The organism is Chitinimonas sp. JJ19 (assembly GCF_036961565.1).
GTDB lineage: Bacteria > Pseudomonadota > Gammaproteobacteria > Burkholderiales > Chitinimonadaceae > Chitinimonas.
In genome coordinates this window covers 102,954-127,371 of record NZ_JBAMDD010000007.1, presented here as the reverse complement: position 1 = coordinate 127,371, position 24,418 = coordinate 102,954, and the positions used below count along the sequence as shown (strand labels likewise).

General features: G+C 61.4%; 25 protein-coding genes. 15 read left to right on the top strand and 10 right to left on the bottom strand.

The genetic code is table 11. The annotated features are described in order from the left end of the window. Positions 1-5: 5 nt before the first annotated feature. Both V7714_RS10760 and V7714_RS10755 read right to left on the bottom strand, forming a co-directional pair. Positions 6-452 (bottom strand): GNAT family N-acetyltransferase, encoded by a 447-nt coding sequence (locus tag V7714_RS10760; protein ID WP_335709722.1) that lies wholly within the window; start codon positions 450-452, stop codon positions 6-8. Beyond that, positions 434-1,681 (bottom strand): pyridoxal phosphate-dependent aminotransferase, encoded by a 1,248-nt coding sequence (locus tag V7714_RS10755; protein WP_335709721.1) that lies wholly within the window; start codon positions 1,679-1,681, stop codon positions 434-436. The genes V7714_RS10760 and V7714_RS10755 overlap by 19 nt, the downstream gene beginning before the upstream one ends. A 137-nt stretch (positions 1,682-1,818) precedes the next feature. Between V7714_RS10755 and V7714_RS10750 the strand changes: the two genes are divergently transcribed. From V7714_RS10750 to nadC, 3 genes are all read left to right on the top strand, one after another. Further along, a complete protein-coding gene (locus tag V7714_RS10750) occupies positions 1,819-2,187 on the top strand; it encodes an Mth938-like domain-containing protein (RefSeq protein ID WP_335709720.1) in 369 nt (122 codons plus the stop codon). Positions 2,188-2,530: 343 nt separating this feature from the next. Beyond that, positions 2,531-3,565 (top strand): phosphate ABC transporter substrate-binding protein PstS, encoded by a 1,035-nt coding sequence (pstS, locus tag V7714_RS10745; RefSeq protein ID WP_335709719.1) that lies wholly within the window; start codon positions 2,531-2,533, stop codon positions 3,563-3,565. Between the two features lie 291 nt (positions 3,566-3,856). After that, positions 3,857-4,708 carry a carboxylating nicotinate-nucleotide diphosphorylase gene (gene nadC / locus V7714_RS10740; protein WP_335709718.1) on the top strand — a complete coding sequence of 284 codons (852 nt, stop codon included), beginning with the start codon at positions 3,857-3,859 and terminating at the stop codon, positions 4,706-4,708. 140 nt (positions 4,709-4,848) lie between these two features. Here nadC and V7714_RS10735 read toward each other — a convergent pair whose 3' ends face one another. Beyond that, positions 4,849-5,634 carry a substrate-binding periplasmic protein gene (locus V7714_RS10735; RefSeq protein ID WP_335709717.1) on the bottom strand — a complete coding sequence of 262 codons (786 nt, stop codon included), beginning with the start codon at positions 5,632-5,634 and terminating at the stop codon, positions 4,849-4,851. A 226-nt stretch (positions 5,635-5,860) separates the two neighbouring features. Here V7714_RS10735 and V7714_RS10730 point away from each other — a divergent pair, with 226 nt between their 5' ends. Then, a complete protein-coding gene (locus V7714_RS10730) occupies positions 5,861-7,096 on the top strand; it encodes an MFS transporter (protein WP_335709716.1) in 1,236 nt (411 codons plus the stop codon). Between the two features lie 100 nt (positions 7,097-7,196). On the opposite strand, the gene V7714_RS10725 is transcribed toward V7714_RS10730, so the two are convergent. The 3 genes from V7714_RS10725 to V7714_RS10715 form a co-directional block, all read right to left on the bottom strand. Next, positions 7,197-7,658 (bottom strand): DUF1456 family protein, encoded by a 462-nt coding sequence (locus V7714_RS10725; protein WP_284197760.1) that lies wholly within the window; start codon positions 7,656-7,658, stop codon positions 7,197-7,199. Continuing rightward, a complete protein-coding gene (locus V7714_RS10720) occupies positions 7,655-8,488 on the bottom strand; it encodes a substrate-binding periplasmic protein (protein WP_335709715.1) in 834 nt (277 codons plus the stop codon). Before V7714_RS10720 ends, V7714_RS10725 begins: the two co-directional genes overlap by 4 nt. Before the next feature lie 233 nt (positions 8,489-8,721). Then, entirely contained in the window at positions 8,722-10,926 is a 2,205-nt protein-coding gene (locus V7714_RS10715; protein ID WP_335709714.1) for a RelA/SpoT family protein, read from the bottom strand. Positions 10,927-11,422: 496 nt separating this feature from the next. Here V7714_RS10715 and V7714_RS10710 point away from each other — a divergent pair, with 496 nt between their 5' ends. The 10 genes from V7714_RS10710 to V7714_RS10665 all read left to right on the top strand — a co-directional run bounded on the left by V7714_RS10710 (position 11,423) and on the right by V7714_RS10665 (position 21,140). After that, positions 11,423-13,711 (top strand): catecholate siderophore receptor Fiu, encoded by a 2,289-nt coding sequence (locus V7714_RS10710; RefSeq protein ID WP_335709713.1) that lies wholly within the window; start codon positions 11,423-11,425, stop codon positions 13,709-13,711. A gap of 135 nt (positions 13,712-13,846) precedes the next feature. Beyond that, complete coding sequence (locus V7714_RS10705; protein ID WP_335709712.1) at positions 13,847-14,527, top strand: Fe2+-dependent dioxygenase; 681 nt, start codon at positions 13,847-13,849, stop codon at positions 14,525-14,527. Between the two features lie 47 nt (positions 14,528-14,574). Further along, a complete protein-coding gene (locus V7714_RS10700; RefSeq protein WP_335709711.1) occupies positions 14,575-16,398 on the top strand; it encodes a sulfite reductase flavoprotein subunit alpha in 1,824 nt (607 codons plus the stop codon). Positions 16,399-16,567: 169 nt separating this feature from the next. Next, positions 16,568-16,903, top strand: coding sequence for a hypothetical protein (locus tag V7714_RS10695; RefSeq protein ID WP_335709710.1), 336 nt, complete (start codon positions 16,568-16,570; stop codon positions 16,901-16,903). Positions 16,904-17,020: 117 nt separating this feature from the next. Next, positions 17,021-17,605 carry a hypothetical protein gene (locus V7714_RS10690; protein ID WP_335709709.1) on the top strand — a complete coding sequence of 195 codons (585 nt, stop codon included), beginning with the start codon at positions 17,021-17,023 and terminating at the stop codon, positions 17,603-17,605. Between the two features lie 110 nt (positions 17,606-17,715). Continuing rightward, positions 17,716-18,006, top strand: a complete 291-nt coding sequence (locus tag V7714_RS10685) for a toxin-antitoxin system YwqK family antitoxin (protein ID WP_335709708.1) — start codon at positions 17,716-17,718, stop codon at positions 18,004-18,006. Between the two features lie 56 nt (positions 18,007-18,062). Continuing rightward, complete coding sequence (locus V7714_RS10680) at positions 18,063-18,476, top strand: pentapeptide repeat-containing protein (RefSeq protein WP_335709707.1); 414 nt, start codon at positions 18,063-18,065, stop codon at positions 18,474-18,476. Between the two features lie 213 nt (positions 18,477-18,689). Next, positions 18,690-19,172 carry a low molecular weight protein-tyrosine-phosphatase gene (locus V7714_RS10675; RefSeq protein WP_335709706.1) on the top strand — a complete coding sequence of 161 codons (483 nt, stop codon included), beginning with the start codon at positions 18,690-18,692 and terminating at the stop codon, positions 19,170-19,172. Positions 19,173-19,296: 124 nt separating this feature from the next. Then, complete coding sequence (locus V7714_RS10670; protein WP_335709705.1) at positions 19,297-20,586, top strand: NCS2 family permease; 1,290 nt, start codon at positions 19,297-19,299, stop codon at positions 20,584-20,586. A gap of 11 nt (positions 20,587-20,597) precedes the next feature. Next, positions 20,598-21,140, top strand: a complete 543-nt coding sequence (locus V7714_RS10665; RefSeq protein WP_284197747.1) for an adenine phosphoribosyltransferase — start codon at positions 20,598-20,600, stop codon at positions 21,138-21,140. A gap of 40 nt (positions 21,141-21,180) precedes the next feature. Here the strand turns inward: V7714_RS10665 and V7714_RS10660 are convergent, their stop codons facing one another. Beyond that, positions 21,181-21,693 carry an isochorismatase family protein gene (locus V7714_RS10660; RefSeq protein ID WP_335709704.1) on the bottom strand — a complete coding sequence of 171 codons (513 nt, stop codon included), beginning with the start codon at positions 21,691-21,693 and terminating at the stop codon, positions 21,181-21,183. 223 nt (positions 21,694-21,916) lie between these two features. Here V7714_RS10660 and V7714_RS10655 point away from each other — a divergent pair, with 223 nt between their 5' ends. Then, complete coding sequence (locus tag V7714_RS10655; RefSeq protein WP_335709703.1) at positions 21,917-22,537, top strand: TetR/AcrR family transcriptional regulator; 621 nt, start codon at positions 21,917-21,919, stop codon at positions 22,535-22,537. A 74-nt stretch (positions 22,538-22,611) separates the two neighbouring features. Here V7714_RS10655 and V7714_RS10650 read toward each other — a convergent pair whose 3' ends face one another. The 3 genes from V7714_RS10650 to V7714_RS10640 form a co-directional block, all read right to left on the bottom strand. After that, positions 22,612-23,073: a type II secretion system protein GspG gene (locus V7714_RS10650; RefSeq protein ID WP_335709702.1), complete on the bottom strand. Its 462-nt coding sequence runs from the start codon at positions 23,071-23,073 to the stop codon at positions 22,612-22,614. Between the two features lie 11 nt (positions 23,074-23,084). After that, positions 23,085-23,450: a hypothetical protein gene (locus tag V7714_RS10645; protein ID WP_335709701.1), complete on the bottom strand. Its 366-nt coding sequence runs from the start codon at positions 23,448-23,450 to the stop codon at positions 23,085-23,087. Between the two features lie 143 nt (positions 23,451-23,593). Continuing rightward, entirely contained in the window at positions 23,594-24,301 is a 708-nt protein-coding gene (locus tag V7714_RS10640) for a hypothetical protein (RefSeq protein ID WP_335709700.1), read from the bottom strand. Positions 24,302-24,418 lie beyond the last annotated feature (117 nt).

Sequence of the window (24,418 nt, the reverse complement as noted above, 5' to 3'; positions counted from 1 at the left end):
TTTGCCTAGTCGTTTGAGAGAGGTTTGCAGAAATTGAAACAGGCGATGCCCAGGCCCTCGCGGAAATAGAAGCGATGGGCCCGTTCACGTTGCGTACCTGAGTCGAGTATGAAATTGCTGGCACCGCGGCGGCGGGCATCCTGCTGCAGCCAGTCCAGCAGCAACTTGCCGGCCCCGCGAGAGCGCTGGGCCTCGGTGGTGACCAGGTCATCCACATAGAATTTGGTGCCAGAGAAAGTATCGCGGTAGCAGCGGTAGACGGCGACGCCCAGCACGGCCTCGCCTTCTATGGCCACCACCATCTCACCCCCGTCGGCAAAGATGCCAGCCATTTGCGCGGCGTAGTCTGCCGCCAGTTGCGGGCGCAGTTCGCGGTGTACCGCTTCCGCCCGGGACAGCCAGGTGGGTTCGATCAGTTTGCGGTCGTCGTCGGTCAGGCGGAGGGCGTACATGCATGGCTTTCGTGACGTTTTCGGTAAGCCGCCAGAAAGCGCTCGATGCGATCCAGGGCCTCTTCCAGCTCATCCATATGGGGCAGGAACACGACTCGCAGGTGGTCGGGCGAGTGCCAGTTGAAACCGGTGCCCTGCACCAGCAGCACTTTTTCTTCTTCCAGCAGTTCGGTGATGAAGGCCTGGTCATCTGCAATCGGGTAGACCTTGGGATCCAGCCGGGGGAACAGGTACAGCGCCCCCTTGGGCTTGACGCAGCTGACACCGGGGATGGCTGTCAGCCGCTCCCAGGCCAGGTCGCGCTGGCGAGTCAGCCGGCCAGCTGGTGCGACTAGTTCGTTGATGCTCTGGTAGCCGCCCAGGGCTGTCTGGATGGCATGCTGGCTGGGCACGTTGGCGCACAGGCGCATGGAGGCCACGATGTTGAGGCCGTCGATATAGTCCTGGGCATGGCGCTTGTCGCCGCTCAGTATCATCCAGCCGGCGCGATAGCCGCAGGCACGGTAGTTCTTGGACAGGCCGCCATAGGTAACGCAGAACACATCGTCAGCCAGCGAGGCGATGCTGGTATGGGTGTGGCCGTCGTACAGGGTCTTGTCGTAGATCTCATCGGCATAGACGATCAGGTCGTGTTCGCGGGCTATCTGCAAGATGCCCTGCAATATCTCGTCGGGGTACAGCGCACCGGTGGGATTGTTGGGGTTGATCACCACGATGGCGCGCGTGGTGTCGGTGATCTTGGCGCGGATATCGTCCAGATCGGGCAGCCAGTCATTGGCTTCGTCGCAGAGATAATGCCGGGCCGTGCCGCCAGACAAGGACACGGCGGCAGTCCAGAGAGGATAGTCCGGTGCAGGCACCAGCACTTCGTCGCCATTGTTGAGCAGCGCGTTCATGCTCAGCAGGATCAACTCTGATACGCCGTTGCCGATATAGATGTCCTCGACACTGACGCCCTTGATGCCTTTTTGCTGGGCATAGTGCATGACGGCCTTGCGGGCTGGGAAGATACCCTTGGAATCGGCATAGCCACCCGCCTGGGGCAGGTTGTGTATCACGTCACGGACGATCTCGTCGGGGGGCTCGAAACCGAAAACCGCCAGATTGCCGATATTGAGCTTGATGATGCGCTGGCCGTCGTCCTCCATCTGCTTGGCGCGCGCCAAAGCGGGGCCGCGGATTTCGTAACAGACGTTGTCGAGTTTCTGGGACTTTTTGACGGCGCGCATTGTGTTCTGGGCTGCAGGCGTTATGGGGAGCGTTCGATAGTAGCAAAGTTTGCTGCCCTGCAATATTCGCTTTGCACCTAGCACTTATTCCACGACCGCAGGGGTAGAATACGGCCTGGATAGACAGATAGCCCGCCATGAAACTGCACGCCGACAAACCTACCCATCTCAATGTCTTTACTGGCTATGGTGCCGACTTTGTCAGCGTCAACGAACAGCGGCGCAGTGGCAGCCTGGTGGTCAGCCCCACCAGCGTGGATCCCTGGCGTCCTGCCAGCTTTGCTGAATTGACCGAGGCCGATTTTGAAGCTTTGCTGGCATTTCAGCCCGAGGTGGTGCTGCTGGGCACCGGCAGCCGCTTGCAGTTTCCACACCCCCGCCTTAGCCGTGCGCTGATGCAGGCGCAGGTCGGCGTGGATGCCATGGATATCTCGGCCCTGTGCCGCACCTTCAATATCCTGGTGGCGGAAGACCGCAGGGTGATTGCTGCCGTGCTGTTCGAGTAAGCGTTGCTTACGGCCCCAGCGGGCTGCGCACCCAGCTTTGTCTTGAACAATCCGACAAGCGGCGGGCAGCCTCGGGGGCGGGTGTGCCTATACATTTCCAATTAAAGCCATGATTAATAAGGGATTGCTGCTGCGTCCGCTGCTGGCTTTGCATTTGCGTTGTCCCGTGTATATCGGCGACAGCATCTATCGTATTAAAAGAACCGCTAACAAAACCCTACTGGCTTTGGGGTAACTGACATGTGCAATCGGCAGTACGCAAACAGTACGGCAAGTTTGCGCAACAACGCCCAAGCCATGTTGTGAGCGGATTCAAGCGTTATTGCCAAGGAGCGCTGCTGTGATGCCTACCCCTTTATTCAAGCTATTTCTGTTGGCTCTGGTTAGCCTGAGCGCCCAGGCGGCCAATCTGTCTGGCGCGGGTTCCACCTTTGCCGAGCCGCTCTACCGCAAATGGGCAGAGCAATACCAGAAACAGGCCGGCGCCGGCTCGGTGGTCAATTACGAGGCGGTCGGCTCGGGCGAGGGGGTTAAGCGCATCGCCACCAAGCAGGTGGATTTTGGCGCCTCGGACGAGCCGTTGAAGCGGGCAGAGCTAGACGAGAAAGGCCTGCGGCAGTTTCCTGTCGCCATGGGCGCGGTGGTGCCGGTGGTCAATCTGCCCGGCGTGCAGGCCGGCTCGCTCAAGCTCAATGCCGATGTGTTGGCCAAAATCTATACCGGCCGGATCAAGCGTTGGAACGATACGGAGATACTGGCGCTAAACGAGGGCATACCGGCCAATGCACTGGATAGGGCTATCAAGCCGGTTTACCGGGCCGATAGCTCGGGCTCTACTTTTGCATTCAGCTATTACCTGAACGCTCGCTCTCCGGACTGGAAGAAAAGCCAAGGCGTGAGCAAGGAGTTGAAGGGCGTGTCGGGCACCGCTGCCAAGGGCAGCGGCGCGGTGGTGGAGGCCGTGAAGACCACGCCAGGCGCCATTGCCTATGCCGAGTATGGGCGAGCGCTGCGCGATAAGCTCAATATGGTCCAGTTGCCCAACCGTGTTGGTGTGTATGTGAAGGCCAGCCCGGAGGCCATATTGGCGGCAGCGCAGTTCGATGCCGAGAAGCTGCTCTATAGTGCCGACCCGGATTTCTACCTAGTGTTGGCAGACAACGATACCTATGCCGGCTGGCCCATGACCACGCTGACCTTCACCCTGGTGCCCAAGTCGGGACCGGGGGCGCAGAAGGTGCTGGAATTCATCTACTGGGGTTACAAGCATGGTGACGGCGCCAGCCGCGAGCTGGGCTATGTACCCTTGAGCGACAGCATGAAGATAGGGGTGCGCAAGGCCTGGAGCCGGCAGTACGGCTACAAGGCCGGGCTCTGAGTTATCGGCGGGCGCGGTATGGGCGTATGCATGTCAGCTCATCGTGACAGGGTGCAACTGGTCTGCCCCCTGGGCGGTTTATCGCATGGCAGCTGTAGGTCCATGAGCCGCCGACTAGTATCCGACCTGCAACGTTGATCTCCCCTGAAATGCGTTGATTGTGGTCGGTCTTGCCTCGCGCGATCCGCATCGGCACCGAAAGACTAGCCTGCCGCCGGCCAGCAATGGCCGGCGTTTTTCTTGCAGGGGTTACAATGGCGGCTTGTTGCCTAACCAAGATTTGCTGCTGCCATGACTTTGACACCCCCCCCAGCCCATCTGATTGCCCAACAAGTTGCCGCCGCGCTGGCGGAGGATATTGGCCGTGCAGACTGGACTGCCATGTTGATACCTGCCGAGCGGCCGGGTAGGGCAAGCGTGCGGGTCAGGCAGGCGGCGGTGGTGTGTGGCCAGGCCTGGTTCGAGGAGTGCTTTCGGCAGGTGGACGCTGGCGTGTCTATACACTGGCAGGTGGCAGAGGGCGCGCAGGTGGGGGCCGATACGGTGCTGTGCGAGATCACCGGCCCGGCTCGGGCCTTGCTCACGGCGGAGCGTAGCGCACTCAATTTTCTGCAGACGCTGTCTGCCGTAGCGACCGAAACCCAGCGTTATGTGGCCGCCATCGCCGGTACCCGCGCCCGCATACACGATACCCGCAAGACCTTGCCTGGCCTGCGGCTGGCGCAAAAATACGCGGTCAGGGTCGGCGGGGGCGAGAACCAGCGCATCGGCTTGTACGATGGCATCCTGATCAAGGAAAACCACATCGCTGCCGCAGGTAGTATTGCAGCGGTATTGCGCGAGGCCTTCAAACTGGCGCCGGCGGGGGTGAGCATACAGATCGAGGTCGAGAACCTGGCCGAGCTGGATCAGGCATTGGCCGCTGGCGCGCAATCGGTATTGCTGGACAATATGAGCCACGCCGACATGGCCGAGGCGGTACGCCGTAGTTCGGGCAAGGCCGTGCTGGAGGCCAGCGGCGGCGTGGATATCTCGACTGTGCGGGCCATTGCCGAAACCGGTGTGGACCGGATATCGATAGGCAAGCTGACCAAGGATGTTAGCGCCATCGATTTGTCCATGCGCTTTGCTTTTGCCGATTAAGCCGCACTTAGCGCCACTAACAAAACCCTGCTGGCGTTGTTGTGCGGGCTTGCCGTAGCCACATACTGTCTGCTGCGCACCCCTAGCCAGAACCGCTACGCTGGCGTTACGCTGGGTTTTGTTAGCGGCTCTTGGGGGCGTCAAGGTTTGTCGGGGTAGTTGCCCTCGGCGTCGGCACCGTACTTTCGCCACAGCGGCTTGAGCACGCCGGCACGCTGCATCTTGTCCAGTAGCTGATTCAGCTCGTCCACCGTAGGGCGCGCACCCCGGCGCACAATGATGCTGTGGCTGTAGGGCTGGTCTTTCTTCCTGGAGATCAGTAGCCGGTCTTTGTCCTGCGGATTGCGTATCAGATAGCCGGCCAGATAGGCCTCGGTCACCACGGCGACATCGCCGCGTTCCAACAGCAACAGGCGCAGGGTGGCCTCGTTGTCATCGGTGAACGACATCTGGAAGCGCTCCCGCAGGAAGGCAGGGTCGTTGTTGAAGCCGGCAAAACCATAGTGATAGCCCCGCATGCCTATCATGCGCTTGTCGCTCAGGTCGGCGAAGTAGTTTTCGTCGCGGCCGTGCCTGGCCAGGGCCACATAGACCTCGCCGCCCCGCAGGAACACCTTGGTGGCGTCCACGGCGCGGTCTTTCCAGCCCCAGGCCAGGTTGTCGTAGAAGGAAAGGTCGTACATGCCCTGGTCGAAGTCGTGGAAGCGGCGTAGTGGCCCGCTGACCACGGGGACGAAGCGGTAGTCCCGTTGGAAGCTGTTCATCAGCTCCAATAACTCCACCCGCAAGGTCGAGCCACGGGCATCCTGCTGCAGGACGATGTAGGGCGGGAACAGCACGACACCCACCTTGACGATGCGGCCCGCGTGGGCCTGGCCTGCCAGCATTAGCCAAGCCAACAAGGCCATGCCGAGTATGCGCTGCATGCTGATACCCCCTGATCCTGCTTTGTTCTTGGTCACATCATAGCCGCTGGCGCCGCACTCTGCGCCTACGGCTTTTGCAAAATCGGTCGACGTGGTGGCAGGGCCGCGCGGCGGTGCTTGCGCTGTTGCCAGGCCACAGCCTGTGCCGCTCGCCTTGATGGGAACTGTGTCTGTGCAGGCATAGGCCACCCAGGCATCATGGCGCCTCACATCCTCAGGGTAGGCCATGGCGACGACAACACTGCGACACCGCTTTCCCCTTGTGGCACGCCTGTTCAGCCTGCCATCAATGGCTTGGATACTGGCCGCCACCGCATTCATCAATCGCATGGGCGCCATGGCCAAGCTGTTCATGGCCATCTACCTGCGCGAATCCCTGCATCTGCCTCTTCCTACTATAGGTTTACTACTGGCCGGTTATGGTGCCGGTACGCTGGTCGGTGCCTACGGCCTGGGCGTACTGAGCGATCATGTCTCGCCCCGGCGCTTGGCCGTAGCCTGCCTGTGTGCTTCCGGGCTGGGTTTGCTGCTGCTGGCGCAGACCGGTTCGGTGGGGTGGTTGGCGGTCTTTTTGTTTGTGGGTGGCGTGGCCGATGCCGGCTACAGACCGGTGGTACAGCGGCTGATCATGGAGGCCTGCGAGCCCGCAGAGCGGCCCCGTGCGCAATCGTTGCACCGTGTTGCCATCAATCTGGGCTTTGCCGTAGGGGGCTTCTTTGGCGGCATGCTGGCGGGATGGGACTACCGCTATGTGTTCTGGGCCGATGCGGCCACCTGCTTTGCCGCTGCAGCCTGGCTGGCCTATGCCCTGGCGCGGATAGCACCGCCGGTGGATGCGGCCGCTACCGCAAAAAGCACCCCTACACTGGATACCCCTGGTGCTTCACCCTATCGCGACCGCGTGTTTCTCTGCCTGCTGCTGGCGGCGTTGCCGCTGGGCATGATGTACGACCAGATCAACGGACTGTATGGCGCCTACCTGAGGGAGCACCACGGTCTCAGCCCCGCCTGGGTGGGTTGGCAGCATGGTATCAATGGCTTGCTGGTGGCGCTTTGCCAACTGCCGCTGACGGCCTGGAGCCAACGCTATGGTGTACGTGGGCCGGTGATCTGGGGCTGTGCGCTGATGGTGGCGGGCCTAGGCATGCTGCCCTGGGTCAGTGGCCTGACTGGCGTGTTGGCGTCTACGGTGATCTGGACGGTGGGCGAGATGCTGTGGATGCCCACGCTGGGTGTCATCATCATGCACCGGGCCGAGGGGCGGCGTAGCGGGCATTATTTTGGCATGCAGTCTGCCATGTGGAGCACCAGCACCTTGCTGGCACCGCTGGTGGGCAGCCGGCTGTACGCTGCCTGGGGGGGCGATGCGCTATGGTATGCCGTGCTGCTGGCCGGCATACCCGCAACGGCGGTGCTGGCCTGGGCGGTGGGGAGGATAGAGCGAGAGGCGAGTGTGGTTTAGCGTCGCTTCCTTGGGTTTTGCCAGCCGCACCGGGGCGAAGGCTTGGCCTGGGTAGGGAAGCGGGATGGCGATGTGCGCCATCCAGCAGCGACGCCCTGTTTCAACCCCGCAGGCGCAGCGTCAGGCCCTTGAGGAAGTTACGCAGGAACTGGTCGCCGCAACGGCGGTAGTTCTTGTGGTCCGGGTTGCGGAACAGGGCGCTCATCTCGGGCTTGGAGACCTTGAAGCCGGCCTTGTCCATGATCTCCATCAGATCGTCTTCCTTGAGCTCGAAGGCGACGCGTAGTTTCTTGAGCACCACATTGTTATAGAGCGGCAGGGTGACCGGGGGCAGGGGGCGGTTTTCATCGCGGCCGCGCTTGAATACGATAAGGCCATCCAGAAAGTGGGCGAGTACCTCGTCGGGGCAATCCAGGTAGCCTTCTTCCTCGTCCTTTTTCAGATAGGCAATCACGTCGGCCTTGGCCAGCTCAAAGCCGGTCAGCTTGGCTATGTCGGCAATCTTGCCGTCGGTGATATTCAGGCTGTAGCGCAGGCTGCGTAGTACGTCGTTGTGGATCATGGTTTCTTCTCTGGCACGGGCGAACCCGTGCGGGGTGGTAGGGTGGTCTGGTACTTGCGGTACAGGGCGGTTTCGCTCTGCTCCCGTATCAGTGCCAGTTTTTGCCATATGCGCTCGGCCAGCTCCGGGTGGCTCGCCACAAAGGCGCGGCTGAACAGCAGGAAGTAATCGCGGGAGGTCAGCGGTGGGCCGACTTTCTCCACATCGGTAATGCCTTCAATCTGCAGATAGCTGTCGGCCGAGGGCTCCAGCGCTGCCATGGCGGCTACCCGGCCCAGCCGCAGCTTGGCGAAGTTGCCGGGATGATCCGGTGCGCCGTCGTCTACTGCAAGCCCCATGTCGCGCAGGGTGCTGACGATGACCCAGCCCTTGTTTGCGCCAATAGGGCCATCCAGCTGCTCGAACTGCCGGCCATCCCAGTTCACCGGGCTGCCCACGCGGCGGTAGAGGCGATAGCGTATATGGGTGGCGCGCAGACTGGCATTGGGTTTATCACCGAGCATGGGGTAGGCAAAGCGCTTGGCCCGGTCTTCGTTGTACGAAAAGATGAAGGCACCATCAATTTTGCCGGTTTCCAGCAGGTGCAGCATGCGTAGCTGCGGCACGCGCTGCAGCTGCAGCTTCAGCCCGGCATCGCTGACGGCGCGTTGGACCATCTCTACCGAGATGCCGGGTGGGTCGGCGACTTCCGGGCCTCGCCCCAGCTGAAATGGTGCGGAGTCTACATCGACATAAGCCAGTTGCAGGGTCATGGGCGGGTCTGCCGCGCTTGCCATGGCGCTGGAGAGCACCGTCAGCAGTACCAGGCTGCATAGCATGCGTAGGGTCATGGCTCTGTCCTCTCTCGCCTGGCTGCACTGTGCAAACGGGGGCCGCGAGCGGCCCGCTGTACTAATGTTAGACCGGCTGGAGTAGGGCGCTGCACTGTTCGTGGGCGAGCCGGCTAAGCGCCGCTAACAAAACCCTGCGGGCGTTGTTGTGCGAGCTTGCGGTACCCACGTATTGTCTGCTGCGCGCGCCTAGCCAGAACCGCTATGCTGGGTTTGGTGAGCGGCGCCAAGCATCAGCGCCTGACCACGGCGATGACGCCAGCGACCTGCTTGACGTGCTCCATCACCTTGCGCAAACCCTGGGCGTCCCGTATCTCCAGGGTGAAGCGCATGCGGGCGATCTGGTTACGGCTGAGTGTCTGCGCAGCGGTCACGTTGATCTTGTCGCGCGAGAACAGGTCTGAGATATCACGCAGCAGGCTGGGGCGGTCGTGGGCTTCGACTTCCACATCGGCGGCGAATACCTGGCCGTGCTGGGCACCGCGCAGTTTCTCGCCCCAGTCGGCCGTGATCAGGCGCTCGGGTGCATTGGCGGACAGGCGCTTGAGGGTGGCGCAATCGCTGCGGTGTATGCTGATACCGCGGCCCTTGGTGACAAAGCCGACCACCGCATCAGGCGGTACGGGCTTGCAGCAGCGGGCCAGCATGGTCATCAGCTTGTCCACACCCTCTATCAGTATGCCTTCGCCATGGGTGTCGGCGCGGGCCCGCTTGATGATGTCGCCGGCCTCTACCGGTACTTCCACCGGGGCGGGCGCCAGGGCGATGGCCAGGTCACGTGAGGTGACTTCGTTCTGGCCGACAGCAGCGAGTAGTTCGTTCAGCTGTTTGTAGCCCAGCTTGTCGGCCAGTTCTTCCAGGTTGGGGTGGCTGCCGGCGCGGGTCAGCTCTCGCTCCAGTATGCCGCGGCCGGTTTCGATAGCGATATCGAGGTTCTGCTGGCGCAACCAGTGCCGTACCTTGGCGATGGCGCGGTGGCTCTTGAGATAGCCCTGGTGCAGCCAGTCTATGCTGGGTCCGCCTTCCTTGGCCGCCAGTATCTCCACCCGCTGGCCAGTTTGCAGCGGGGTGTCCAGCGGCACGATATGGCCATCCACCTTGGCGCCCCGGCAGCGGTGGCCCAGGTCGGTATGCAGGTGGTAGGCAAAATCCACCGGGGTGCTACCCCGTGGCATGGCAATCACCCGGCCGGCCGGGGTGAGCGCGTAGACCGAGTCATCAAACTGCTCTGCCTGGAAGGCCTCAGCCACGGTGCTCTGCTGGCTCATGTCGTCGCGCCAGTCGAGCAACTGCCTCAGCCAGGCGATTTTTTCTTCGTAACGGGCGTCGCCCGAGCCGCCTTCCTTGTAGCGCCAGTGGGCTGCGACGCCATACTCGGCATGCTCGTGCATGTCGAAAGTGCGTATCTGCACCTCCAATGCTTTGTCCTGCGGCCCCACCACCACCGTATGCAGGCTGCGGTAGAAATTGCCCTTGGGGTGGCTGATATAGTCGTCGAACTCGCCGGGTATGGGCTGCCAGATATGGTGCACCACACCCAGGGCGCTGTAACAATCTGAAATATCGTTGACCAGCACGCGTATGGCGCGGATGTCGTACATCTCGCTGAAATCCAGCCGCTTCTGCTTCATCTTCTTGTAGATGCTGAAGATATGCTTGGGGCGGCCCATCAGGTCGGCCTTGATGCCCTGCTTCAGTAGTTCCTCGCGCAGGCTGGCGATGGACTCGGCGATAAAGGTTTCGCGGTCTACCCGTTTTTCGTCCAGCAGGCTGGCGATACGCTTGTAGACCGTAGGCTCCAGAAAGCGGAAGCCCAGGTCTTCCAGCTCCCATTTGATCTGCCACACGCCAAGCCGGTTGGCCAGGGGCGCGAAAATGTCCAGGGTCTCGCGGGCGATGGGCACCCGTACGCTTTCATCACACTTGGCCAGGTAGTGCATGGTCTGGGTACGCCAGGCCAGTTTTACCAGCACCACACGTATGTCTTCCACCATGGCCAGCAGCATTTTGCGCACGGTTTCTATCTGCTGCTGGGCGTCCTCCTTGCGGCCCGCTTCAACCCGGCTCAGGGCAGCCATCTTGCGGACCTTGCTGATACCGTCCACTAGCTTGGCCACGGTGGGACTGAAGCGCGCTTCTATCTGCTCCTGCGCGTCGGGCAGGTGATCGGGCGCGCAGAACAGCAGGGTGGCGATGACCGTATCAGCTGAGAGCCGCAGGTCGGCCACGATGCTGGCGGCGGCGACTGCATGGGGAAACACGGGCGCATTGATGGGGGCGTAATACTGGCCCGCATAAAGCGCCTGCGCCCATTCCATGGCGATACCGATCTGCTGCAGCTCATCGGCGGCAAAGCGGTCGCCCAGGCGCGCCAGCCAGCCCTGTGGGTCGGCAGCATCGGCAACAGAGACAGCGAGGGGGCGGGTAGGAGCAACCATGGGCAGGATTATGCCATGCGTTCTGGCCTTGCCTGCCCTTTGGCGGGCGGGCCTTGCATGGTTGATAGCCATTACAAACGGCTATTTAATAAATAGAAATCGTTCTTAACAATATTTGCAAATGAGAATGGTTATCGGTAATATGCGGCGCATCTGGTGCTGCGGGTCTCGGCGGTTGCGATCGGGAAGCGAGTTGTTGGGGCTGCAAATCAGACCAGGCGGCTGCACAAATCAAGTGTAGTGCAGCGGCTGGGGAGCCTTGCGGCTCTCGTGTCACCACCCAGTACGGATTAACCGGCGCCCGGGAAGGCGCCGGATTTTTTTGCCTGCTGGGGGTTTATGGATTTCGGGTAGCGCGCTCGCGGCGTGCACTGGCTACGGCACCGGATTGCCGGCCAGCAAGCACCAGGCAGCTGCGCGTTGCCCTGCCAAAGCCGGCAGGCCGGCCTTGGTCCGGGTTTTCAGATTCAGACCATACAAAGAGGGAGTAGTACCGATGGCTTACATCATCAGCAAGAAGCATGGCGACACCACGCTGCTCAAGACCACGGCGCTGGCATCGGCCCTGATGCTGGCTGTACCGGCTATGGCAGCCGAAGTTGCAGCCGACAAAAAGAGCGACGCCACCCTGCCCACCGTGAATGTGAAAGCCAGCGCCACGACCGATGCGCCCGCTTACAAGGCCGACAAGGCCAGCTCGCCCAAGCTGACCCAGCCGCTGCTGGATACGCCCCAGACCATTACCGTGATCAAGAAGGAACTGCTGCTGGAGCAAGCCGCGACCACGCTGTCCGAGGCCCTGCGCAACACCCCCGGCATCACCCTGCTGCTGGGCGAGAACGGCAACACCGCCACTGGCGATTCCATCTTCATGCGCGGCTTTGACACCCAAGGCAGCATCTTTGTCGACAACATCCGCGACCTGGGTACGATCAGCCGCGACACCTTCAATACCGACCAGGTCGAGATTGCCAAGGGCCCAGCCGGTGCCGACAACGGCCGTGGCGCCGCCTCGGGCTATGTCAACATGGGCACCAAGCTGCCCACCCTGGACAGCGCCATCTCCGGTACCCTGGGCCTGGGTAGCGGTAGCTACAAGCGCGCCACGCTGGACATGAACCGCAAGCTGGACATCGAAGGCGCAGCTTTCCGCCTGAACCTGATGCTGCAAGACAGCGGCGTGACCGGCCGTGACCAGGTGGAGAACAACAGCTGGGGCGTGGCGCCTTCGCTGGCATTCGGCCTGAATACCCCCACCCGTGCCTATTTCTACCTGCTGCACGTGGACCAGGAAAACCGCCCCGATGGCGCCGTACCGACCATAGGCCTGCAGGGTTACTACAACGCCGCCTTGGTGGGCAAGCCGCAGGCCAAGGTGGACAGCGAGAACTTCTACGGTGCCCTGAGCGACAAGGACGATGTGGTGGCCGATATGTTCACCGCCCGTTTCGAGCATGATTTCGCTCCTGGCATCACCCTGCGTAACACCTCGCGCTACGGTAAGTCCAGCCAGGACTACGTGATGACTGGTGTCAGTGCCCTTGCCGCGGCCAACGTGGCAGATGCCAACCCCGCCAACTGGACGGTGAACCGTAGCCGCCAGGGCAAGGATCAGGAAAACGTCATCCTGACCAACCAGACCAACCTGACCGCCGAACTGGCGACCGGTGCCGTGAAGCACAGCATCAGCGCGGGTGCCGAGGTGATCTACGAATCGCAGCGTAACAACAACCAGGGCGCGGTTGCTGGCCAGACCACCGATGCTGCCAATCTGTATCACCCCAACCCGAACGCACGCTTTGCCGCCATGGCGCCGACCGGTGCCCGCACCAAGGGTGAGACCACCACGGCTGCGCTGTATGCCTTCGACACCATCAAGCTGTCCGACGCCTTCCAGATCAATGGCGGCGTGCGCGTAGAGCATTACAAGACCGAAACCAACACCATCAGCCTGTCGACGGCAACCAGCCACCCGACCCTGCCGGTGGGTACGCCGGTCGCGGGCTCGGTCAGTGGTTCAGACAATCTGGTTAGCCTGAAGGTAGGCGCACTGTACAAACCGGCCGAGAAGGGCAGCGTCTACTTCTCCTACGCGACTTCGCAACTGCCACCCGGTAGCGCCAACTTCTCGCTGGTGACCACCAATGGCGCCAACAACCCCAATGCCGATCCGCAGAAGGGTAGCAATATCGAGCTGGGCACCAAGTGGGACGTGCTGGGTGACAAGCTGGCGTTGACCGCCGCGATCTACCGCAGCCAAAACGACAACGAGTTCGTGACCAACACCGACGGCAGCACCCTACCGGTGGGCAAGCGCCGGGTGCAGGGCGTGGAGTTGGGTGCGGCTGGTATCCTGACCCAGAACTGGCAGATCAGCGCTGGCCTGGCCTATATGGACCCCAAGATCACCCGTGGCAGCCGTTCGGGCACCAACCCGACCGATGGTGGCGTGATCCAGTGGTCGCCCAAGCTGACCTTCACCAGCTGGACCACCTACAAGCTGCCTTTCGGCCTGACCATCGGTGGTGGCGCACGCTATATGGATTCGGTGGCACGTTCGAGCAGCACCACCATCAATACGGCCACCAACCCGCTGGTGCAGGTGCCGGATTACTGGGTGTTTGACGCCATGGCGGTGTACGACGTCAGCAAGAACATGAATCTGCAGCTGAACGTGTACAACCTGGCTGACAAGGAATATGTGTCCACGGTGAACAATAGCGGTGCCCGCTATCGCCCTGGCACGCCGCGCTCGGCTCGCCTGACCGCCAACTTCCTGTTCTGATCGCAGGACAGCAAGCGCACTGGCAGCCCCTCCCGCAAGGGAGGGGCTGTTCTACTTCCCGCATTACCGGTTGAGTCATGCCATGCGCCGATGTGACCCAACCCACTCAGGTGATCTTGTTGAGGAGCCACCGCCATGATGCTGCATATCCCCGAAGTATTGAGCCGCGAACAAGTGGCTGAATTCCGCCGCTTGCTGGATGAGGCGGATTGGGCAGATGGCCGTGCCACCGTGGGCGAGCAGGGTGCCCAGGTAAAGCGCAACCGGCAACTGCCCGTTGACGGCCCATTGGCCAAGCAATTGGGCGAAGCGGTGCTGCGAGCACTGTATGCCCATCCCCTGTTTGTCTCGGCCGCCTTGCCCCTGCGTACGGTTCCCCCCCTGTTCAACTGCTACGAAGGCGGAGAGCACTATGGCCTGCATGTGGATGGCGCCATACGGGGGATACATGGTAGCCACCTCAGCTTGCGTACTGACTTGTCTTCTACCTTGTTCCTGTGCGATCCGGACGAGTACGAAGGCGGCGAGCTGGTAGTGGTGGACACCTATGGCAGCCATGAGGTCAAGCTGCCGGCGGGCGACCTGATTCTTTACCCCTCTACCAGCCTGCACAAGGTAGAGCCGGTGACACGTGGCGCCCGGATCTGCTCGTTCTTCTGGACGCAGAGCATGGTGCGCGACGATGCCCGTCGCAGCATGCTGTTTGACCTGGACCAGGCCTTGCAGCGTTTGCGCAGCCGTGTGGGTGACAACGAAGAAACGTTGGCGTTGACAGGCCATTATCACAACCTGCTGCGCATGTGGGCCGAACTGTGAAAGCTGGCGTTGCGGTATTACGGCGGAGCGGGGCAGGCATCGCAAAGTTGCCGGCAGGATTGCGCTACGGCCTGGCAACTTTGGCGGCAGCGGCGCTGCTGCTGGCCCTGCTGAGCAGTGCGGCACGCTGGTGGCAGCCCAGCCTGCAGCGCCTGCTGGACCCGGCCGCGACCCAGGTTGAGGCAGCGGGGCAGCCCTTGAGTGCCTTGCAACTGCGCGCCCGTGCCGACGAGGCTTTCGGGCCGGGGCAGGTCGTGTCTGTGCAGCCGCCCAGTATGGCTGGCCATGCTGCCGTGGTGGTGCTTGTTGGTGAGCTAGGGCCAGAGCTGCGCTATCTCAATCCCTACAACGGCAAAGCCTTGCCACGGCCACGTGGCCGGCATGCCTTTGCCACACTGGCGCGCCAGCATCAGGCATGGGGCGGGTATGGGATGAGTCTGCTGGGTGCGGTATTCGCCGCGCTGGCCTGCTATGCCTTGCAGCGTGCGCCGCGTCGCGATGCGAAGACCAGCCAGGCCGTATTGATCACCCACGCCAGCCAGACAGGCCATGCCGAGGAACTGGCCGAAAAAACCGCTGCGGTGCTGCAGGCCGCAGGGTTGAGTGTGGTCATCAAACCGCTGGGTACGCTGACCGTGGCCGACTTGATGGGCTACCAGCGCGCCTTGCTGGTGGTCAGTACCTTCGGCGAGGGCGAAGCACCCGATGGCGCCCAGGCCTTTGCCCGACAATTGGGTCGCAGCGCTAAGCTGGCCGGCCTCCACTATGGCCTGCTGGCCCTGGGGGATAGCCACTACCCGCATTTTTGCGGCTTTGGCCGCCAACTGGATGCCTGGCTGGCAGGGCAGGGGGCAGCGGCCTTGTTTGAGCGTATCGAGGTAGACCAGGGCGACCCGTCCGCTGTCGCCGCCTGGCAAACCCGGCTGACCGAGCTGACCGGCCAGATGGCGCCTGCATGGCAAGGGCCACGGTTCGATGAATGGCGGCTGGTGGACCGCAGGCGCCTCAATCCTGGCAGCCAGGGCGCAGGCGCCTTTCATATTGCGCTGGCGCCGCCGGCTGAAAGCCTCCTGATCTGGCAATCGGGCGATATCGTGGAGATACTGCCGCAGCATCCGCCAGCCAGGGTGCAGGCATGGCTGGCCCAGCAAGGCTGGGACGGCGAGCAGGCCGTGGCCTACCAAGGTAGCACCTGCAGCCTGCAAGCGGCCTTGGCCAACAGCGTATGGCCCGAGGCCGCAGTGGCGGATGTCCCTTCCTTGCTGGCACAGCTCAAACCCCTGCGGCCGCGTGAGTACTCCATCGCTTCGGTGCCGGACGATGGCCGGCTGGAACTGCTGGTGCGTCAGATCAAAGTGAGAGACGGCCTGAGCCTGGGCTCTGGCTGGCTGACCGAGCACGCCCCACTGGAAGGGCAGGTGCGGCTGCATATACGCAGCAATCCTGGCTTTCACCTGCCGGCCCAGCCTGTACCCATGATCCTCATCGGCAACGGCACCGGCCTGGCCAGCCTGCGGGCACACCTCAAGGCGGCCACGGGGGGCGGGCACTGGCTGATCTTTGGCGAACGGCAGGCCGTACACGATTACTACTACCGCGACGAACTGGCCGCCTGGCAGGCAGACGGTACGCTGGCCCGCTTGGATACCGCCTTCTCGCGCGACCAGGCGGCACGTATCTATGTGCAAGACCTGCTGCGCGAGGCGGGCGATGAGGTGATCGCCTGGGTGGAGCGCGGGGCAGCCCTCTATATCTGTGGCAGCGCTGCCGGCATGGCACCCACGGTGCATGCGGTACTTACCGAGCTGCTGGGCGAGGCGGCGCTGGCTTCATTGGCGCAGGCCGGCCGATACCGGCGGGATGTGTACTGAGCGCCATTGCCAGTAGGCGTCCCAGCAAGATGCTGCAGTGTCTGCTGGCTCAGCCTGCGCTGATGGCGGGCACCGGCTCTGCCCGTCATCAGCCATCAAAGACTTGAGTTCATGGCAGGCTGTTGGCGATACTGGACTTGATCACTTTTCAACGTCCGGGAGTACCCGCATGTCGATACGCAAATCCATACTGCTGCTGGGCCTGGTGGCTCTGCTGACCGCCTGTGGCGAGCCCGTCCCGGCGGCCAAGGCCGCTTATGTGGGAGAGTGGCAGGCCGCTAATATGTACCTGTCCATCAGCCAGGAGGGCAGCGTGGCCTATAAGCGGGTGGATGGCAGTACCTCCAAATCCGTCAATGGTCCGCTCCAGGGCTTTGAGGGCGACAACTTCGAGGTGGGCGTCGGGCCTATGTCGACCACCTTTGTCGTTTCCGTGCCACCGCGCGAGGTGGCGGGCAAGTGGCAGATGACGGTGGATGGGGTGGTGCTGACTCGGCAGGATTAAGCGCCGCTACAGGCGCGTGGGGGTGTTTCCTTTGGTTTGTGCTGGGCGGGTGCTATGCCTAACTGGCTGGGGGCTAGCTGGTTAAGGCCCCGCTCATAACGACAAGGAGGAAGCCCCATGTTCCAGAAAGCCATCATCGCCTGCCTGGGTGTGTCCCTGGCCGGCTGCGCATCTACCGCCGTCTACCCATGGAACGGCGGCGAGACCACGGCGGACTCTCCCTGTGTGGGCGAGGAGTGCACCGCGGTGGAAGCGCGCAAGGCCAATGTTGCGGCCAACAAGTTCTGCCGCGAAGTGGCCAATTTCTACGAGAAAACCGGCAATGAGGCCGGCTATGCCAGCATCGCCATAGGCTGGGTCGGCGCCATTGCCGGTGCGGTGATCGCCCCTTCGGTCAGCAAATACAAGGACAGCTGGTCCGGCCTTTCCGGCGCCGCCAATACCCTGCGCTCAGACATCAACTCGGCCTTCTCGGCCGCCGTGCAGGTGCGCCGGCAGGCACAGGTCGCCAAGGTGGCCAACGCGGCTTCGGCGACTTATCTGGCGATGTCAGCGCAGGCGGGAACCAGCAGCAATATGCGCGTCGAGCTTTCCATCGACATGGTCAGGCAATGCGCGCTGGCGGGCCTGACCGCGGATAGTGAGAGTTTGGCGGCACTGATGGGGGGCGGGGGCAAGCCGGTGGAAGCGGAGCCGAAGTGATGGTGGCTTTGGTACTATCGAGCGTTTTGGCCTCACACTGAAGCGCTAGGTTAGGCATTTCGACTGCCTTTGCGTATCAGTGCTGACTATTTTTTCATGTCCGGATCGCTATGCTTGATCTTCACATTGCCGAGGTTCCGTACCCAAGCGGGACGGTGCATTTTCGATACGCGCGCTACCTGTCTGAAGACGGTTCCAAGTGGGTTCGTCATGGTCGCTTCACCGCATTCTACGAAAACGGCGTGGTAGCGTCCGAAGGTAATTTTGAGCATGGTCAAGAAGAAGGGATTTGGCGTGACTTCCATCCGAATGGGCAAATCGCCTCGGAAGGTCTCTACGACGGTGGGGCGGCAGTTGAGGGATGGAGATTCTGGAGTCAGGATGGCACTGAAGGTGAATGACCACGCGTTAGTTGTTTCTTTGCTGGACGGACAAGAGCCCCGGTCTAGATGCGCGCATGCAGCAAGGATTGATTCTCGTGAGTGATCAACGGAAAGCATATCGGCCGCCAGAGAGCCGTGAAGAACTTGAGAAGCGCTATAGCGCCGGAGAACGTCATTTTCCAGAAACTGATCTGAGTGGTGCCGATTTGTCCTGGATAGTTCTGGACGGTGCAGATTTTGGGAGGTGGTCGTGGTTCTTCGATGCAAATTTCAAGGGTGCGAGTTTGCGAGGCACATGCTTTAAGGAGTGCAACGTCAAGTGTGTGGACTTTTCAAACGCGGATCTCACTGGTGCCGTTTTTGAACTCGCAGCAATCGAATCAATTAAGGCAACTGATGCCAAGTTGGAGGGCATCAAGGTTAAGGGCGCAACCTTCTACGGCTGTGAGCTAGCAGAAGGTGATGAATTGCCATCATGGGAATGGTGATGGCAGTGATGCAACAGCACAAACGAGTTCGGCCGTGTGACCACAATGGGACTTTGGGCTTGAATTTGTTTGGAGCAATCTCGGTGGCAAATCTTGGTGGTTGTGCACAATGTAGGCTAGAGATGAGCCACTAAGTCTCTGTTTTATTTATACACAGTCATACCCGTTTCGCCGTAAAATCGCGCCTTCCGGCATTCGTTATTCGGCTAATTGATGAATAAAAACAGCAAGATAGAGTCTGTCTTGATGGTCTGCATGGGCAACATCTGCCGCTCGCCCACCGCCGAAGGGGTGTTCCGTCACCGCAGCGAGACGGCTGGTCTTGGCTTGTTGATCGATTCGGCCGGTACCCATGCCTACCATGTGGGCGAGCAGCCCGACCGCCGCTCCCAGCAGCATGCTATGCGGCGTGGCTATGACTTGTCCGGCCAGCGTGCGCGGCAGGTGGTAGTGGCAGATTTTGAGCGCTTTGATCTGGTGCTGGCCATGGATGCCGACAATCTGGCCAATCTGCACGCCCTTTGCCCTGCGCCACTACGGCATAAGGTCCGGTTGTTCCTGTCGTATGGCACGCTGGATCGCGATGGCGAAGTGCCTGATCCCTACTGTGGTGGTGATGCCGGTTTCGAGCGGGTGCTGGACCTGATAGAGGATGCCAGCGAGGGCTTGATTGCGGTGATAGCGCGGCAACACTAGCGGATACCTACGCCGGCACGGACGGTTGGAAGCCGTGCGGCATGATGCAGATTGATGGTGGCCTGCCTGGTTGGTAGGGGCGCCTGGTTTTACTCCAACTCCCATACTTTCCCAGGGGATTTCAATGCTCGAAACGCTGTTCAAGCTGCGTGAGCACGGCACCAACGTGAAAACTGAGGTTATCGCCGGCTTTACCACTTTCCTGACGATGGCTTACATCATCTTCGTCAACCCGGCCATCCTGTCCGAGACCGGCATGGACTTCAAGGCGGTGTTTGTGGCCACCTGTATTGCGGCAGCATTGGGGTCGGCCGTGATGGGGCTGGTCGCCAACTACCCGATTGCCCTGGCGCCGGGCATGGGCCTGAACGCCTATTTCACCTTCAGCGTGGTGAAGGGCATGGGGGTCAGTTGGCAGGTGGCGCTGGGGGCGGTGTTCTTGTCGGGCGTGATTTTCATGTTTGTCAGCCTGTTCAAGGTGCGTGAGGCCATCGTCAATGCCATACCGCATTCGCTCAAGCTCTCCATCTCGGCCGGGGTGGGTTTGTTCCTGGCCATTATTGCGCTGAAGAATGCCGGCATTGTGGTGGGGCATCCGGCCACGCTGGTCACGCTGGGCAATATGCATGATCCCAAGGCCTTGCTGGCCATATTGGGCTTCTTGCTGATACTGGCGCTGGAGTACCGCAAGGTCACCGGTGGGGTGATCATCGGCATCATGGTAGTGACGCTGTTGGCCATAGGCTTGGGTTACCAGCAGTTCGATGGTGTGTTCTCGGCACCGCCCAGCATTGCCCCCACCTTTATGCAGATGGACCTGGAAGGCGCTTTGACGGCCGGCTTGCTGGGCGTGGTGTTTGTCTTTTTCTTTGTCGATCTGTTTGATACCACCGGCACCCTGGTGGGGGTGTCGCACCGGGCTGGCCTGCTCGATAGCCAGGGCAAGCTGCCCCGCCTGAAACGGGCGCTGATGGCGGACTCCACGGCCATTGTGGCGGGCGCTGCCCTGGGCACTTCCAGTTGTACTGCCTATATCGAATCGGCTGCCGGCACTGCCGTGGGTGGCCGTACCGGCCTGACCGCCGTGGTGGTGGCGCTGTTGTTCCTGGCGGCGCTGTTCCTCTCGCCGCTGGCGAGCGTGGTGCCACCCTATGCGACCGCGCCGGCACTATGCTATGTGGCGGTGCTGATGGCCCGCGGCCTGGCCGAGATCAACTGGGACGACCTGACCGAATGCGCGCCTGCGGTGATTACGGCCTTGGCCATGCCCTTTACCTTTTCGATTGCCGACGGCATCGCCTTTGGCTTTATCAGCTACACCGGCCTCAAATTGCTGTCGGGCCGGGTACGTGATCTGTCGCCGGCCGTGGTGATCATTGCCATCCTGTGGGTGGTGAAGTTCGCCCTGTTCTGATTGGAGTTTTCATGTTGATCGACCCTAGCTATATCCGTGACCGTATCCGCACTGTGCCGGATTGGCCCCAGGCGGGTGTGCAGTTCCGCGATATCACCCCCTTGCTGCAAGACCCCAAGACCTTCCGTGTCCTGGTGGACTGCTTTGTGCATCGCTATATGGACCACGATATCGACGTGGTGGCCGGCGTGGATGCCCGTGGCTTTATCCTGGGGGCGGTGATTGCCTATGAGTTGAACCGGGGCTTTGTGCCGGTGCGCAAGAAAGGCAAGCTGCCCTTCACCACGGTGGCCGAGGAATATGAGCTGGAATACGGCTCGGCCACGGTAGAGCTGCATTCTGATGCGATTACACCGGGCCAACGGGTGCTGCTGATAGACGATCTGGTCGCCACCGGCGGCACCATGATTGCGGCAGCACGATTGATACGCCGCCTGGGCGGCGAGGTGATAGAGGCGGCCGCCATCGTGGATCTGCCCGAGCTGGGCGGCTCGCGCCTGGTGCAGGAGCAAGGCATACCGTTGTTCACGGTATGTGATTTCGCCGGGCATTGACACGCCACGGGGCCACCATTGCCATCGCTGCGATGGTGGCTTACCAGCCTACGGCCTGGGCCAGGGCGGGTTCATCGCGGACGATATCGATGATCTCGTCGCTGGGCAGCACTTCCAGCACCCTGCCAGGGATGACCAGTTCAGCCAAAAGCTGATTGTGATGCTCGGCAATGGCCTGGGCCGACAGGCTGCCGCGCGGGTAGGCCTGGTGGGCATCGCCGGCCACGATGACATCAAAACCCCGATATAGCGCACTGCGTACACTGGCATCGATGGCGCTGTCGCTGCCGCTGCCACAGATTACCAGGCAACTGATACCGGCATCCTGCAGATGGCGCTGCAGCCCACTGCCGGAGAACGCATCGGTACCGCAACGGTACAGGGTGCCACTCGCCGGGCTGAGTGGGGCCAGCTGGTCTACGGCCACGCTTTCTACCTGATAAACCCGTTCGCCGGTTTGGCGAAAAGCCCTTTCCAGCTGCTGTATGCGGCCCAGTACCGGCTGGCTGATTGCGGCGTGCTGTCCATCGACTACCAAGAGTGCCCAAGTCATTTTCCTGCTCCTTTGCCTAGCGGGTGGGTATGCCTCGGCAGGCTGCCAGTCGGCTCGCTCTGATAGCGAGTTGAGTGGCATGCGTGCTGAGGTTGGACCGTTCGGTACGTTTTGATACTGATCAGTATTAATGTGAGACTAATTAGTCCATAATGGACTGTCAAGTTACAAATTTGCCGGTATGCAGATAGAATGCGGTTAGTCATGCCCCGACGGGCTGGCCATGGGAACAAGGGTGGGCGTGATGGAAGTGGTGAGCTTTAAACAGAAAATGCAGCTGGCCCGCGAGGACGTGATACTCGAGGCCGTCAACCACCTGCTGGCCAGCAAGGGCTTCGAGCTGATGACAGTGGACGAGGTGGCTGCCGAGGCAGGTATTGCCAAGGCCAGCCTGTATCGCCACTTTGCTTCCAAGGAGGAACTGGCTGCAGCGGCCATGGTGCGCATGCTGGATCAGGCGCTGGCGCTGGCCGATAGCCTGCCGGAGCAGGTGGGGCCCGTGGAGAAATTGCAGGCACTGGCCCGCTGGGCCATGCAGACTCAGCTGGCCGGGCAGATGCCGGCCTTGCCCCATGCCAATTCAGCCTTGGTGGGGGCGTTGTCGCGGCATCAGGTCTATCTGGAGCGGGTTTTCCGGCTCAGTGATCGCATGGGTGAGTGGATAGTGCAGGCACAGGAGCTAGGCCTGCTGGCGGCTGATCTGCCGCCGCAATTGATACTGTACAACCTGTTTGCCCGAGCCTGTGATCCGGTGCTGCACTTCCTCAAGGCAACGGGGGCGCACAGCGACGAGGAGATTATTGCCTTGTTGCTACGCACCACCTTTACCGGTCTCGCGCGCTAGAGCCTGTTGGTGCAGCCGCTCTGGTGCTTGTTCGGTCCGACTGCCTGCGCACAGAGCAGGCTCGGCGCAGGCGCCTAGCCTAGCAGGGACAGGCAATCGTCCTGATCTACCTGGCGTATCACCCTATTGATGTCGGTATGCAGGTAAAAATCGGTACAACTGCCGGTGCCACCCTTGCTGGCGTCGGCCCCCAGGGTATAGAGCCTGAAATGGCCGCTGGGCTGGGGTTCGTAGACATAGCTGCGGCCCCAGGGGTCGATGGGCAGCCTGTCCTGGAATTGCGCATTCAGTTCGGCCAGTTGTAGTGGTAGCCGACCATGCTGCTGGCGGAACTGCAGCACGGCATCAGACAGCACGCCCAGCTCGGTACGTGCTCGATACAGGCTGCTGTAGGCAGCAGCTTTTTGCTCGCTCAGGGCAAAAAACACGAACAGGCCGGCGTAGGCGAGCAGCCAGCAGGCCAGCAGGCCGCACAGCCAGCGTAGCAGCTTGCCCAGGGGCAGCGGGTCGCCCCACAGGAAGTAACTTGCACCCATCTTTCCCACCTCTATAGGTAACCAGCTTCCTGGTAGCGTGCGTAGCCACGTGCCACCAGATGTGCCAATTCCTCAAGCAAGTTTGATTCCAGCTGCTTGAAATTAAAGCAGGATTTGCCCTGCATGCGCTTGCGCAAGTCGGCGGATAGCGTGTCTAGCAGCTCAGGGAAAACATAGACCGGCATCAGGTAGAAAGACACATAAGCGCGCTTGATCTGCGTTGCGGCGAAGAACAGCGGCTCACCATTGGGCCGGGTGTGGGGGGTATCCAGATAGTAGTGCCCATCGACGTCATGCTTCACCACCAGCTGATCCGCATAGGGCGCCAACAGCCCACGCAGGGCAGTGTAGACAGAGGGGAGGTCAGCTGTGGCCATGGCATGGGGGCCTGATCCAGGATAATGCCGTCAGCATACGCCTGATTGGCAACGATCGGTATGGCGGGATGGGGCTAGACGCTGAGCGGTGTTACCGCGTGGTCTGAATGGACGCCATGTGCATCTGGTGCATGAGGCCACCGTTACCGACTGCCCTGGCACAGCTTCAGATTGGTACGGGTGGCGCGCATGATGGGCAGGTAGCTCTCGGCGTCGGTGGGCGGGTAGTCCTCGCGCAGTTCGGCGTCGGTCTTGGCTGCGTCGTCAGCCAGTGCTTGCAGGGTCTCGCGGCAGGCGAGCAGGTTTCTGGACTTGTATTGGGCCAGTGCCAGATCGTTGCGTATCCAGCCTTCTTCCAGCCAGTTCAGGGTCTTGTTGCAGTTGTTGAGCAGGGGCGAGAGATGGGCCTCGGCATCGGCGTAGGCCTTCTTGTCGTAAGCCTGCTTGAATGCCTTGCGCGCCTTGCGTACGCCCGCCAGCGTGCAGCCGGCTGAGGGCATGATATAGAGCCCTTCGAAGCTGGCGCGCATGCCGCAATAGTAGCGGCAGTAGCCTTCGCTCCTGTCGGCGACTTCCAGGTCGTCGCCCTTGGGCTTGAATCCGACCACGCAGGCCTTGCCTTCTTCTTCCGCCTCCAGGGTTGCGCGGCCATTGATGATTTCGCCCTCCAGGTTGCAGGTATGGGCATTGGCACCGATGGCATCCAGCACAAAGGTCAGCTGCTTGTTCTTGCCTGGCTTGATCTTGAGTGTGCCCCAGCCACCCTCGGTGAGGTATTCACCGGGCTGTATGGTGGGGCTTGCAACTGTGGGCAAGGCGGCAAGCAAGCAAGTGATAAGGATGAGACGCATGACGGGCTCCTAGGCTGCAACCATTATTGGCGGTGGCGGCGGTGAAGCCAAGTGCGTGCATGCATACAAATCATGGCCAGGTGCGACGGCCAGCGCCGTTGCCAGGGCAATCCTGGT

Excerpts from the sequence above, each read along its gene's own strand:
- V7714_RS10760 (WP_335709722.1), bottom strand. The coding sequence starts at position 452 with ATGTACGCCCTCCGCCTGACCGACGACGACCGCAAACTGATCGAACCC.
- V7714_RS10755 (WP_335709721.1), bottom strand. The coding sequence starts at position 1,681 with ATGCGCGCCGTCAAAAAGTCCCAGAAACTCGACAACGTCTGTTACGAA.
- V7714_RS10750 (WP_335709720.1), top strand. The coding sequence starts at position 1,819 with ATGAAACTGCACGCCGACAAACCTACCCATCTCAATGTCTTTACTGGC.
- pstS (WP_335709719.1), top strand. The coding sequence starts at position 2,531 with ATGCCTACCCCTTTATTCAAGCTATTTCTGTTGGCTCTGGTTAGCCTG.
- nadC (WP_335709718.1), top strand. The coding sequence starts at position 3,857 with ATGACTTTGACACCCCCCCCAGCCCATCTGATTGCCCAACAAGTTGCC.
- V7714_RS10735 (WP_335709717.1), bottom strand. The coding sequence starts at position 5,634 with ATGCAGCGCATACTCGGCATGGCCTTGTTGGCTTGGCTAATGCTGGCA.
- V7714_RS10730 (WP_335709716.1), top strand. The coding sequence starts at position 5,861 with ATGGCGACGACAACACTGCGACACCGCTTTCCCCTTGTGGCACGCCTG.
- V7714_RS10725 (WP_284197760.1), bottom strand. The coding sequence starts at position 7,658 with ATGATCCACAACGACGTACTACGCAGCCTGCGCTACAGCCTGAATATC.
- V7714_RS10720 (WP_335709715.1), bottom strand. The coding sequence starts at position 8,488 with ATGACCCTACGCATGCTATGCAGCCTGGTACTGCTGACGGTGCTCTCC.
- V7714_RS10715 (WP_335709714.1), bottom strand. The coding sequence starts at position 10,926 with ATGGTTGCTCCTACCCGCCCCCTCGCTGTCTCTGTTGCCGATGCTGCC.
- V7714_RS10710 (WP_335709713.1), top strand. The coding sequence starts at position 11,423 with ATGGCTTACATCATCAGCAAGAAGCATGGCGACACCACGCTGCTCAAG.
- V7714_RS10705 (WP_335709712.1), top strand. The coding sequence starts at position 13,847 with ATGATGCTGCATATCCCCGAAGTATTGAGCCGCGAACAAGTGGCTGAA.
- V7714_RS10695 (WP_335709710.1), top strand. The coding sequence starts at position 16,568 with ATGTCGATACGCAAATCCATACTGCTGCTGGGCCTGGTGGCTCTGCTG.
- V7714_RS10690 (WP_335709709.1), top strand. The coding sequence starts at position 17,021 with ATGTTCCAGAAAGCCATCATCGCCTGCCTGGGTGTGTCCCTGGCCGGC.
- V7714_RS10685 (WP_335709708.1), top strand. The coding sequence starts at position 17,716 with ATGCTTGATCTTCACATTGCCGAGGTTCCGTACCCAAGCGGGACGGTG.
- V7714_RS10680 (WP_335709707.1), top strand. The coding sequence starts at position 18,063 with ATGCAGCAAGGATTGATTCTCGTGAGTGATCAACGGAAAGCATATCGG.
- V7714_RS10675 (WP_335709706.1), top strand. The coding sequence starts at position 18,690 with ATGAATAAAAACAGCAAGATAGAGTCTGTCTTGATGGTCTGCATGGGC.
- V7714_RS10670 (WP_335709705.1), top strand. The coding sequence starts at position 19,297 with ATGCTCGAAACGCTGTTCAAGCTGCGTGAGCACGGCACCAACGTGAAA.
- V7714_RS10665 (WP_284197747.1), top strand. The coding sequence starts at position 20,598 with ATGTTGATCGACCCTAGCTATATCCGTGACCGTATCCGCACTGTGCCG.
- V7714_RS10660 (WP_335709704.1), bottom strand. The coding sequence starts at position 21,693 with ATGACTTGGGCACTCTTGGTAGTCGATGGACAGCACGCCGCAATCAGC.
- V7714_RS10655 (WP_335709703.1), top strand. The coding sequence starts at position 21,917 with ATGGGAACAAGGGTGGGCGTGATGGAAGTGGTGAGCTTTAAACAGAAA.
- V7714_RS10650 (WP_335709702.1), bottom strand. The coding sequence starts at position 23,073 with ATGGGTGCAAGTTACTTCCTGTGGGGCGACCCGCTGCCCCTGGGCAAG.
- V7714_RS10645 (WP_335709701.1), bottom strand. The coding sequence starts at position 23,450 with ATGGCCACAGCTGACCTCCCCTCTGTCTACACTGCCCTGCGTGGGCTG.
- V7714_RS10640 (WP_335709700.1), bottom strand. The coding sequence starts at position 24,301 with ATGCGTCTCATCCTTATCACTTGCTTGCTTGCCGCCTTGCCCACAGTT.